Raw genomic sequence first — 12,050 nt, 5'->3', positions numbered from 1 at the left:
TGATAGTTCTAAGCTTTCCACTCCATGAAAAATAAACTCTAGCACTATTGGTAAGCATTGTGAATGAGTATAACTTAATGCGGCGTTCTGCTATTGTCTCAACCACATAATCAGCCCCCATAGGATCGCAGATGGACTGCCGTGCCGACTGTGGTGCCTGCTGTATCGCACCTTCGATTTCCAGCCCGATCCCTGGTATGCCCAACGGCAAACCGGCCAATACCCGCTGCATCCATCTGGACCCGCAACTGCGCTGTGGGATATTTCATTCGCCGCTGCGGCCCAAAGTCTGTGGCAGCCTGCAGGCCAGCCGTGAGATGTGCCACGACCGCCGTGATGAGGCGCTGATCTATCTTGCCAAGTTGGAGGCGGATACCGCCCCTTGAACGTCCTTCAGCCGCCACATACACAGTACGGCACCCAGTACCATAGCCAACGCAAAGTAAAATACCGCGTGATAACTCCACATTTCAGCCACGACCCCGGCGATCGAACCGGCAATAATCCAGCCTACGCGGGTGGTATTGGTAAACAGCGTGGTGGCCGCTCCGGCCTGGCCGGGCATCAAATCCTGGAAATAAAGCATACCAATTCCCGCCAACACCCCGATAAACAGCGCGTTCAGCAGTTGCAGGGCAATCAGTTGCCAGGTGCCAGTTATAAACAGTAGCCCGGCATAGAACAGCACCCCGGCAATTACCGCACAGCGCATCAGGAAACGCTTGCCAAAGCGTTGGGCCACCATGCCTGCGAGCAACATGGTCGGGATTTCCAGCCCGGCAGCGGTACCCATCAGTATTCCCGTCAGTTTTTCCGGTAACTGTAGCTCCCGCACCATGTACAGCGGCATATTGATCAAATACATGCTGTTGGCCGTCCACATTAAGGTGCAGGCCATAAACAGCAATAACGTATCCCGGCGATTCTGACGGGGGGCTTCCAGCGTCGTCCCGCCGGTACTCTGCACTTTTGGCATGGAGGGCAACATCTTCCATACCAGCGCTCCGCAGAGAATAAAGGCGGCGGCGGCGGCCAGATACATCACCTTAAAACCAAACCCCAAGGCTAGCGCAAAGGCGATCGGCGGGCCAATCACCCAGGCCAGCGAAACCTGAGCGCGCAGGATAGAACTGAACATCACCGTTCCCCGGCCGGTGTGCTCGGCATGTTCCCGTGCCAGGGCAAACATCTGTGGGTTGGCGGTCGAGCCGAAGCTGCTCAGCAACACGCCGACGAACAGCAGCAGGTAATAGTTACGGTTCCAGGCGAACAGCGCACAAGCCAAGGCGCCTAACATGCAGCAGATAAAGATCAGTGATTTGCGATCGCCCCTCTTGTCTGAGCGGCTGGCCAGAAACTGGCTGACCAAAATGCCGATCACCGCGCTGCCGGTAAAGAACAGCCCGACCATCGTTGGCCGTACGTTCACTTCGGTGGAGAGGAACAGACTCAGCGTGGGCGTCTGTAAGGCACCGGCAATCCCGGTGAGAAAAGCCACGACCAGAAATGCCAACGAAGTTAAATCGGGCAAGCGTCGTGTCGCCGCAGTGGAAGTACGCATAAGCTGAATGACTAGCCAAAGAGAAGGGAGACGCGCGCATGATACGCTCGTTTAAAAAAAAACAAAAACCGGTTTCAATCAAGGAAAGGGTAAATACATTGTCTCTGTCGGCAGGAAAAGCGCAGGGCGATGTCACCATCACCCTGCGCTGGTGGCTAGCGGTTATGCGCCAGCAGGAACGTCGTGCGCGGTATTCTTCAGCACTTCGCCCTGATATTTCTCAATTTCCAACTGTGCCATCTGGCCACAGTTGCCCTGTGCCAGGTTGGATGAGCCAATATCGAAAGTCAGGCAGTTGACGTTGCCGTTCTTACAGATCGACCCCGGCGTTGACGGATCGGCCGGATCGTACCAGGCACCTTCGCTGATCCGCACCGCACCTGGGCGCACGTCTTCACTGACAATGGCACCAACCAGGATCTGCCCACGGTCGTTAAACGCCCGCACCAAATCGCCGTTAGTGATGTTGCGCGACTTGGCATCTTCTGGATGGATCAAGATCGCTTCACGGTCGGCCACCGCATACTTCTTACGCAGCGGCGTGTTGTCGAGCTGTGAGTGAAGGCGGTTGGTCGGATGCGCGGTATTCAGTGACAGCGGGTATTTGGCTGCCTCTGGGCCACGGTACCATTCATGCGGCGGCATCCAGGTCGGGATACCTTTGCAATCCAGATACTCCATCTTCGAGATGGCATCGGAATAGATCTCAATCTTGCCGGATGGAGTCCCCAATGGATTAAGCAGCGGGTTTTCACGGTAATCGGCGAAACGTACCCACTGTTTGTTTTCCTGCGGGATCGGGAAACGAATGTAGTTGTTCGACTCCCAGAACATGTCAAACGGCGGCAGGGCAACGCGGGCGGCGCGGGCCTGCAACTTCATGTCGTCGTACATGCCTTTCAGCCACTGAGTTTCGTCTTTGCCTTCGGTAAAGGCATCCAGCACGCCAAGCTTGGCGGCCAGAGCGGCGAAGATATCGAAGTCGTTGCGTGACTCATGCTGCGGCGGCACGCACTGATGCATCGGGAAGACATACAGCTGCGAGTAGTCGCCGCCCATCTCCAGATCGTTACGCTCATAGCTGGTGGTCGCAGGCAGCACGATATCCGCATGCTTGGCGGTGGCCGTCCAGTACGGTTCGTTAACCACGATGGTTTCCGGCCGCTGCCAGGCTTTGACCAGATTGTTGGTATCCTGATGCTGGTGGAAGGTATTACCACCGGCCACGTATACCATCTTCACGTCTGGGTAGGTGACATCGGTCCCATTGAAGTGAATGGTCTTGCCTGGGTTGGTCAGGCACTCGGCGATACGAGCCACCGGGATTGGCGTTGGTGAATTCTTCGGTGCATTCCCCGCAGAGATACCGGAGAGGATGCCGCCTTTGGCCGTTGGGCTACCGCCGGAAGAGTAGTGATAGCTAAAGCCAAAGCCGCCGCCCGGCAGGCCGATCTGGCCAAGCATGGCCGCCACGGTCACCAGCAACCAGTGCTGCTGCTCACCGTGATGCTGACGCTGGATCCCCCAGCCGCCCATGATCATGGTGCGCTGTTTTGCCATATCGCGCGCCAACTGGCGCAGCACTTCGGCATCAACGCCGCTGATATCGGCAGCCCACTCGGCAGTTTTCGGCGTACCGTCGGTTTCACCCAGCAGATAGGCCTGGAACTTGTCGAAGCCCACGGTGTAGGTTTTCAGGAAGTCCGGGTTATGCAGCTTTTCGGTCAACAGGGTGTGGGCGATACCGATCAGCATCGCGCTGTCGGTGTACGGACGCGGAGCGATCCACTGTGCGCCGACATATTTGGCACTGTCACTGTGCACCGGATCGATGCTGATGATGCGGGTGCCTTTCTTCTTCAGCGCCTCAAAGCCGGTCTGGCCGACGTGGTCTGGCACGTTCCAGCTGTTTTTCAGCGTAACCATCGGGTTACAGCCCCACAGGATCACCAGTTGGCTGTTGTCGATGACGTTTGGCCAGGCAGTTTGCTGTTCGTAAACCTCCATTGACCCCATCACGTGCGACATGATCACCTGTGCAGCACCGGTAGAATAGTCACCGGCATAGCCAAGGAAGCCGCCGCTCAGGTTCATCAGGCGTTGCAGCAGGGTACGGCTGTTGTGCAGCATGCCCACGCTTTTCCAGCCGTAAGAACCGGCATAAATTGACTGAGGGCCGTGATCTTTTTGCAAACGGATGATTTCGTTACCGACCAGATCGATAGCCTTATCCCAACTGACGCGCACCCATTCATCGTTGCCGCGCAGCTCGGTACGGCTGCCAGGGCCGCCTTCCAACCAGCTTTTACGTACCATTGGATACTTGATACGGTTTTCCGCATGGACCTGGTGGGGGGCCATGGTGATCAGATCGTTCGGGTAAGGGTCGTCTTTGACCGGCAACACGCCGACCATTTTTCCGTCTTGCACGATGGCTTCAAATGCGCCCCAGTGCGCACCGGTCAGGATGCCCTTCTGCGCCTGGCGTAGGGCCACGAACTGTGGCAATGCCTGGCTGATGGCTTCCGCCAATGCTGATTTAGGCCACAGACCCGCAAACAGAGGCACGGCGGCCAGGGCGCTGGCACCGGCCAGGAAACGACGGCGGCTCATGGCCAATGGTTGTTGTTGGTACTTGCTCATTTCGCTTCTCCCTTAACTTTTGGCCGGTGTGGCAGGTTGCATATCGCTGGCATGTTTCTGAACGTACTGCGTCAGAACGCGCAGTTGTTCTTGCGACAGCGAGGTGCGAGGAGCCATACCTTTAATCACGCCGATCCACTGGTTGGCGTTGAAGCGATCAAGGGCGGTCAGGCCGTGGCAGCCGGTACAGTTGGCGGACATCATATCGGCGGTGTAACGCCAGATTTTCTGCTGATCGTCGATCAGTTGCTTACGTGGCAACCAGACCTGCAGAGACACCTGATGCCAGACCAGGCCGGTTTCGGCATCGGTCATGGTGCTGCCGGTTTTCAGCAGTTTACGCGCGTCTTCGCCCAGCAGAACGCTGAGGATACGTTTACCTTGTGCGGCGTAGAAGACTTCACTGACGCCATCCTGTTGCCAGCCGCTAACGTCTACCAGCACCTTGTCACCTTCCTGTTTCACGACGTGAACTTCGGTTGAAGGCATCAGGTTACCGGCATTATGCGTATCGTCGGCTTTCAGGAAGAACGGTTCGGTAGCGATGGTAAACAGCGTGGTTGCTGTTGGTGAGGTTTCCGCCGCGGCTTTTGCCAGTTCGGCAGCACCGGCCTGTGCGGCACCGCTCATATCCGGCAGGATATGCGCTACGCCCTTATGGCAGTCGATACAGGTTTCACCTTGCTTGATGGCCACCGGATGCTGAATACGGGCTTCAGGACGCTGGGCGGTGATATCCATGGCATCGAAGCTATGGCAAGAACGGCAAGTGGCTGAATCGTTTTCTTTCAACGTCTTCCAGACCGATTGTGCCATGGCCAGCTTATGGGCTTCGTATTTTTCCGGGGTGTCGATTTTGCCGGTCATTTCGCCGTAAATGTCTTTCACCGCACGGATCTTGGTCCACAGGTAATCGAGTGGCTCATGAGGGACGTGGCAATCGGCACATTCCGCGCGGATCCCCTTGGCGTTCTGGAAGTGGACACTGCCTTGATATTCGGCCAGAGGTTGTTGCATGGTGTGGCAGGAGACACAGAAGGCGGTATCGCTGGTTTTATGGAAGACCGTTGCGGTCCCCGCCAGCAGTGCGGCACCGAGAATAATCCCGATCACTAAAATCCATAGCCATCCCCACCGGCGTCGCTTTTCAAAGCCAGCTTGTTTTTTGCTCATATTGAACCCACTTATAGTTATGAAATACCAAGGAAAAACTTGCCAAAAAGGTTTCGACACCAGGTCAAAAACACCTGAATTAGTATAGGTATTTTCCCAAAAGAAACCTAATACCTTAGGGGTATTTACAGCGAAAAGTAGAGTGATTGAGCAATAAAGTAGCGTTATATTCTGGGTTATATAGGGATCTGCTTGAGATGAGCTGAGGATAAATTGAAGGGAATAACGTCACAATATCGGCAGATATACCTGTTGGCTCAACCATAGGTGGATCGCCGTTCTGCTTGCTTCAAAATGGGGCTCCGGCAGGTCGTGCGGGGAACACCAGCGCCATTCGGCACATTTTTCCGGCTCTTTCAGCTCGGCTTCTCCTCCTGGATGCTGAACCAGCATACAGATCGACACCGTGTGTTTTCCCTCTGCACGCCAGGTTTGCAAATTATTGCTGACGCCAATAAAGGTTGGCGGATCGATCTGCAACCCGGTCTCTTCGGCGATTTCGCGTTGGGCGCACTGTTCAAAGGTTTCCCCCGCGTCCAGATGCCCCCCAGGGATCGACCAAAAAGGGGCATGGGTGCTGCAGCGTTTCCCCAGCAGGATTTGCCCTTGAGCGTTAACGATTATGACCCCGATACCGGTGGCAACCATGTTGTTATCTTCCTTCAGCACTGTTTCAGCACAGTATGCCATTTTCCCCCGTGGAGGGGGGTTTTAGCCAGAAAAGTGTGCGTAAGGTCAAAAAACTATCACGCGGAGATCGAGAAAACTTGCTTTCGGTGATAGCTGCTCACACACTCATTGAAACGTTTCAGCGTCATCGATGGCCTGGTTAGGCGATGGGTAACGCTCCTTTTTCTTAACTTGGCTGAAACGATTCAATTCAGCAGGAGAGGAGAACCATGTTCCAGTTGTCACAGCAAGATATTCACCTGGGAGCTGCCGCTAGCGGCAAACAGGGAGCCATCCGGCAGGTAGCGGCAGCGCTTACCTCCGCCGGATGCGTCAGCGCCGCCTATGTTGACGGCATGCTGCAGCGCGAGCTGCAAACCTCTACTTATCTGGGCAACGGCATCGCCATTCCACATGGCACTACAGATACCCGCGATCTGGTGCTGAACACCGGTGTTCAGGTATTCCAGTTTCCACAGGGTATCGAGTGGGGCGAAGGCCAGACGGCCTATGTGGTGATCGGTATTGCCGCGCGTTCCGATGAACACCTGGCGCTACTGCGTCAGCTCACGCATGTGCTCAGTGATGACAGCGTCGCCGAACAGCTGGCAAAAACGACTTCAGCTGAAGAACTGCGCAGTTTGCTGATGGGCGAGAAACTGGCGGCTGAATTCAAGTTTGATGCCTCATTGATTGCTCTTGATGTGGCCGCTGATTCGCTGATGACGCTGCAAGCGTTGAACGCGGGCCGTCTGCAAAAAATCGGTGCGGTTAACGCCCAGTTTGTCAGCGATGTGATCACCCGCAAGCCGCTGAATCTGGGGCAGGGGATCTGGTTGAGTGACAGCACTGAAGGCAACCTGACCAGCGCCGCTACCGTCAGCCGCCCGGCACAGGCGTTTGATGAAGAGGGCGAAAAGGTCGCGCTGTTGCTGACCGTCGCCGTCGCCGATCAACAGCCGCTGACGGTACTGAACTATTTAAGCGATCTGTTAGTGAACCAAAAAGCTGAACGCTTGCTGAACGCCGATGCGGTGGGCGTGCTGGCGTTACTGACCAGCGAAGTTGCTGAAGAGAGCGCGGTTCTGAGTGCGGAATACGTGGTGCGCAACGAGCATGGCCTGCATGCCCGCCCAGGCACTGCGCTGGTCAACGTAATCAAACAGTTCTCCAGTGAAATTACCGTTACCAATCTCGACGGCAGCGGTAAACCGGCTAACGGCCGCAGCCTGATGAAGGTTGTGGCACTGGGAGTGAAAAAAGGTCATCACCTGCGCTTTACCGCCAGTGGTGACGATGCTGAAGCAGCGCTGAAAGCCATCGGCGAAGCCATCAGTGAAGGTCTTGGCGAGGGTGCAGCATGAGCAGAAGAGTAGCCACCATAACCCTGAATCCGGCTTACGATCTGGTGGGCTTTTGCCCGGAGATCGAACGGGGTGAGGTTAACCTGGTAAGAACCGCCGGTCTCCATGCGGCAGGTAAAGGGATCAACGTTGCCAAGGTACTGAAAGACTTGGGTATCGACGTCACCGTTGGCGGTTTCCTTGGTAAAGATAACCAGGATGGTTTCCAACTGCTGTTCAGCGATTTGGGCATTGCCAACCGTTTCCAGGTGGTCCCTGGGCGTACACGTATCAACGTTAAGCTGACGGAAAAAGACGGTGAAGTGACCGATTTCAACTTCTCCGGTTTTGAAGTGACGCCGCAGGATTGGGAACGCTTTGTGGTGGACTCCCTGAGCTGGCTGGGCCAGTTCGACATGGTAGCGGTCAGCGGTAGCTTGCCTGCCGGGGTTGCTCCGGAAGCCTTCACCGAGTGGATGACCCGTCTGCGTGCGCAGTGTCCGTGCATCATTTTTGACAGCAGCCGTGAAGCGCTGGTGGCTGGGCTGAAAGCCTCGCCGTGGTTGGTAAAACCTAACCGTCGTGAACTGGAAATCTGGGCAGGCAAACCCCTGCCGAAGTTGGAAGATGTAGTGGAAGCCGCTCACGCCCTGCGTGAACAGGGCATTGCCCACGTGGTGATCTCACTGGGTGCTGAAGGCGCGCTGTGGGTTAACGCCTCCGGCGCCTGGATCGCCAAACCGCCAGCCTGTGAGGTGGTCAGCACCGTGGGGGCTGGTGATTCCATGGTCGGCGGCCTGATTTACGGCCTGCTGATGCGTGAATCCAGCGAGCATACCTTGCGCTTGGCCACTGCCGTGGCTGCCCTGGCAGTGAGCCAGAGCAACGTTGGTATCACCGATCGCCCGCAGTTGGCCGCGATGATGGCGCGCGTCGATCTGAAACCCTTTAATTAATCGCAGGAGTCAGAATGAAAACGCTGCTGATGATAGACAGTTCGCTCGGGCAGGCTCGTAGCCACCTGGCGAAACGCATGCTTGAGGCCGCTGCGGCCAAAACCGGCCTGACGCTGGTTAATACGGCCAATGAGGCTGAACTGGTGGTGGTAGCGGGTGTTGCTGCACCTGCTGACGCTGAGCTGAACGGCAAACAGGTTTATATCGGTGATGTGGAACACGCGGTGCGTGAACCAGAAGCCTTCCTGGCCACGGCACAGGCGCAAGCCAAACCGTATCAGGCTCCGGCCCAGACGGTAGCACCGGCAAAATCCGCCGGTCCGAAACGCATTGTTGCCGTTACCGCTTGCCCGACCGGCGTTGCGCATACCTTTATGGCGGCCGAAGCCATCGAGAGCGAAGCCAAGAAACGTGGCTGGTGGGTGAAGGTTGAAACCCGCGGTTCCGTCGGTGCCGGGAATGCGATCACCCCAGAAGAAGTGGCGGCGGCCGATCTGGTGATTGTCGCGGCAGATATCGAAGTGGATCTGGACAAGTTTGCCGGCAAGCCGATGTACCGCACCTCGACCGGTTTGGCGTTGAAGAAAACCGCGCAGGAGCTGGATAAGGCACAGGTAGAAGCCGAGATTTTCCAACCGCAAAAAAGTGGCAGCACCGCGAGCTCAGGCAAGAAGAAAGAGAGCGCAGGGCCTTATCGCCACCTGCTGACCGGCGTGTCTTACATGCTGCCGATGGTGGTGGCGGGCGGTCTGTGTATTGCGCTGTCGTTCGTGTTTGGTATCAAGGCGTTTGAAGTCAAAGGGACGCTGGCTGCGGCGCTGATGCAGATCGGTGGTGGTTCGGCCTTTGCGCTGATGGTGCCGGTTCTGGCGGGCTACATCGCGTTCTCCATTGCGGATCGTCCTGGCCTGACGCCGGGCCTGATCGGCGGTATGTTGGCAGTTAGCACCGGTGCGGGTTTCCTTGGCGGTATCATTGCCGGTTTCCTGGCGGGTTACGTGGCCAAGGCCATCAGCGGTAAGTTGCGTTTGCCACCGAGTATGGAAGCGCTCAAGCCGATCCTGATTATTCCGCTGGTTGCCAGCCTGATCACCGGTTTGATCATGATTTACGTAGTGGGCACACCCGTTGCCAAAATCATGGTTGGCCTGACCAACTGGTTGCAATCGCTGGGCACCGCCAACGCGGTACTGCTGGGCGCAATCCTCGGTGCAATGATGTGTACCGATATGGGTGGTCCGGTTAACAAGGCGGCCTATGCCTTTGGTGTAGCGCTGTTGAGTTCTTCGGTCTACGCACCTATGGCAGCGATTATGGCGGCAGGTATGGTGCCACCGCTGGCGATGGGGCTGGCGACCATTCTGGCTCGTCGCAAGTTCGAGAAGTCCGAGCAGGAAGGGGGCAAGGCCGCGTTGGTGTTGGGCCTGTGTTTTATCACTGAAGGGGCAATTCCGTTTGCTGCCCGTGACCCAATGCGCGTTCTGCCGTGCTGTATCGCAGGTGGAGCCCTGACAGGTGCACTGTCGATGGCCTTCGGTGCAAAACTGATGGCACCACACGGTGGGCTGTTCGTGCTGTTGATCCCTGGTGCTATCTCGCCGGTGCTGCTGTATCTGCTGGCGATTGTGGCGGGTACCCTGCTGGCGGGCGTGGCCTATGCGGTCCTTAAACGTTCTGAAGCGCCGGTAGCCACGGTGGCGTAACAGTTACTTGATAATAAGCTGTGCTCCTTAGGAGCACAGCCTAGTCAGTTCTACCCACCTGAGGATTTGCCGCAACAAGAGTTTCCCTTCTCCCATCGTTTCTCTCCTGCATACTTAGTATTTGTCTCGTAAAAATCGGCATTACCATCGCCTTAACTGTTCATAAAGTGATCATTTTCGAATAGTGGTGAAAATGAAAATCATTTACATTTAGGTCTAATTGATAGAATAACGATCACGTTAGTAACTAAGCGTAAATGGATACATTAAAATGTTTGCATGGAAGCGATGGGTCTCATCTTTGGTATTTATTGCATCCACCTACGGTGGGATGACTCATTACAGTCAGGCAGCAGAATTTAGCCCGGCTGACCGCGATAGCATCATTCAACGGCAAAGGGGGATGTTGGAGCAGGCACAGCAACAGCGTGAAGCATTAGAAAACCAAGTTTCGTTGCCTACACTTCCTTCTCCGACGCCAGATCTGTCAGGGGAGGCCTGCCAAAAAGTTCACCTGATCGTTTTACAGGGAGTTGGCAGCCTTTCATGGTCAGTGCAGGAACAACTTGTCTTCCCCTTTCGAGGGCGCTGCCTGACGTTGGCCAATATCAACCAATTGGTACGTGAAACGACCAATGCTTATCTGCAACGTGGTTTTGTGACCTCTCAGGCCTACCTGAAAGCCCAGGATATTTCTAGCGGTGTGCTGATCATCAGCGTTAGCGAAGGGCGGATTGGTTCCATAACCCTTGATGGGAAAGAGACGCTGGCGCTGAAAATGGCGTTTGCTGGCCTGATCGGCAGAGTATTAAACCTGCGGGATATTGAGCAAGGCATGGAACAGCTCAATCGCTTGCCTTCGCAGCAGTTGAATATTGATATCCAACCCGATTTACGTCCCGGATATTCAAACGTTGTATTGCTGCGAGTTTCCAAGCGCTTGCCGCTGACTCTCTCTTTAGGGGCCGATAACAGCGACCAAAAAAGCACGGGCACCGGCCAGATGAATGTGGGGGTGACACTGGATAATCCCCTACGCCTTGCCGACCAGTGGGCATTTTCCGTCGCGCGCAATAGCCATTTCAACCATAACCACCGTAGTCGCAGCTTCAGTGGCAGCATGAGTCTGCCTTACGGCTACTGGCAAGTTGGTTATCACTATGCCTGGAGTGATTTTTTTCAGGCAATACCGTTCAACCAAGCGACTTATCACTATCAGGGAGATAGCCAGACTCATCGATTGAGCGCCAACCGAACGCTGTTTCGTGATGGTACGCGTAAGTTCGGCATAGATATAGAGCTGACCCGGCGGCGTACGGAAAATCGGTTGGCGGGGGAACGATTGGCAGTAAGTAGCCCAACAATCAGTTCACTAAGCTTTGGCGGCAATTACAGTGCGGTTTTAGGACAGGGCTATCTGACGTTCAATCCCACTATCAGTCACGGTTTATCTATGTTGGGAGCGACGGCGGACGATCCGCAACACCGTGACCTGCCGCGCAGCAAATTCCGTAAATTCAGTCTCAGCACTAGCTATTTTCATCCTCTGGTTTCTTCCTTGTCTTACTTAGCTTCAGCCTATGGTCAAACCACCCCGGACAACCTGTATTCCAGTGAACGTATTTCCGTTGGCGGGCAATATTCGGTGCGTGGCTTCAGAGAGCAATACCTGACCGGTAACCGCGGAGCCTATTGGCGTAATGAGCTTAGTTGGCAGCCGGGGTTGGGAGATCTCACCCTTATCGGTGCAATGGATTCAGGTTGGGTTCAAGGCCGGGCAGGGAGAATCGACGGGGGAAATGTCACCGGTGCGGCGGTGGGGGCGGTAATAAACAGCCGCTGGTTCGGCCAGTCGTTCATTTTTGGCAAACCTTTAAGATACCCGGAAAGCTTGCAACCGGATCGTTGGGTGGCCTATTGGCAAGCCACCGTTACGTTATAGCGCCAACACAACCGAGGTCGGGAAAGGGCCTGAAACCAATATCTTTTCGAGGGACAGAAT

General features: G+C 55.5%; 9 protein-coding genes. 5 read left to right on the top strand and 4 right to left on the bottom strand.

The genetic code is table 11. The features are described from left to right. Positions 1 to 131: 131 nt before the first annotated feature. Positions 132 to 386, top strand: a complete 255-nt coding sequence (locus tag ACMV5H_RS07920) for a YkgJ family cysteine cluster protein (protein WP_021805859.1) — start codon at positions 132 to 134, stop codon at positions 384 to 386. On the opposite strand, the gene ACMV5H_RS07915 is transcribed toward ACMV5H_RS07920, so the two are convergent. The 4 genes from ACMV5H_RS07915 to ACMV5H_RS07900 all read right to left on the bottom strand — a co-directional run bounded on the left by ACMV5H_RS07915 (position 350) and on the right by ACMV5H_RS07900 (position 6,067). Then, positions 350 to 1,561, bottom strand: coding sequence for a sugar efflux transporter (locus tag ACMV5H_RS07915; protein WP_115158160.1), 1,212 nt, complete (start codon positions 1,559 to 1,561; stop codon positions 350 to 352). The genes ACMV5H_RS07920 and ACMV5H_RS07915 overlap by 37 nt on opposite strands. A gap of 162 nt (positions 1,562 to 1,723) precedes the next feature. Beyond that, positions 1,724 to 4,204 (bottom strand): trimethylamine-N-oxide reductase TorA, encoded by a 2,481-nt coding sequence (gene torA, locus ACMV5H_RS07910; protein WP_414821674.1) that lies wholly within the window; start codon positions 4,202 to 4,204, stop codon positions 1,724 to 1,726. Positions 4,205 to 4,216: 12 nt separating this feature from the next. Continuing rightward, the gene (locus ACMV5H_RS07905) at positions 4,217 to 5,377 is read right to left on the bottom strand and encodes a NapC/NirT family cytochrome c (RefSeq protein ID WP_024528057.1); all 1,161 of its coding nucleotides are present in this window, start codon (positions 5,375 to 5,377) and stop codon (positions 4,217 to 4,219) included. A gap of 228 nt (positions 5,378 to 5,605) precedes the next feature. Continuing rightward, complete coding sequence (locus ACMV5H_RS07900; RefSeq protein WP_373368192.1) at positions 5,606 to 6,067, bottom strand: nucleotide triphosphate diphosphatase NUDT15; 462 nt, start codon at positions 6,065 to 6,067, stop codon at positions 5,606 to 5,608. Between the two features lie 209 nt (positions 6,068 to 6,276). On the opposite strand from ACMV5H_RS07900, the gene fruB reads away from it, so the two are divergent. The 4 genes from fruB (at position 6,277) to ACMV5H_RS07880 (ending at position 11,990) form a co-directional block, all read left to right on the top strand. Next, positions 6,277 to 7,410 (top strand): fused PTS fructose transporter subunit IIA/HPr protein, encoded by a 1,134-nt coding sequence (gene fruB / locus ACMV5H_RS07895; RefSeq protein ID WP_414821673.1) that lies wholly within the window; start codon positions 6,277 to 6,279, stop codon positions 7,408 to 7,410. Then, positions 7,407 to 8,345: a 1-phosphofructokinase gene (gene fruK / locus ACMV5H_RS07890; protein ID WP_021805853.1), complete on the top strand. Its 939-nt coding sequence runs from the start codon at positions 7,407 to 7,409 to the stop codon at positions 8,343 to 8,345. Before fruB ends, fruK begins: the two co-directional genes overlap by 4 nt. Positions 8,346 to 8,359: 14 nt before the next feature. Then, positions 8,360 to 10,048, top strand: coding sequence for a PTS fructose transporter subunit IIBC (fruA, locus tag ACMV5H_RS07885; protein ID WP_021805852.1), 1,689 nt, complete (start codon positions 8,360 to 8,362; stop codon positions 10,046 to 10,048). A 271-nt stretch (positions 10,049 to 10,319) separates the two neighbouring features. After that, positions 10,320 to 11,990 carry a ShlB/FhaC/HecB family hemolysin secretion/activation protein gene (locus tag ACMV5H_RS07880; protein ID WP_414821672.1) on the top strand — a complete coding sequence of 557 codons (1,671 nt, stop codon included), beginning with the start codon at positions 10,320 to 10,322 and terminating at the stop codon, positions 11,988 to 11,990. Positions 11,991 to 12,050: the final 60 nt, after the last annotated feature.

Source organism: Serratia sp. N21D137 (assembly GCF_047530005.1).
Taxonomy (GTDB): domain Bacteria; phylum Pseudomonadota; class Gammaproteobacteria; order Enterobacterales; family Enterobacteriaceae; genus Chania; species Chania fonticola_B.
Note: the sequence above shows the minus strand (reverse complement) of the source record. Positions and strands in the feature narration are given on the sequence as shown.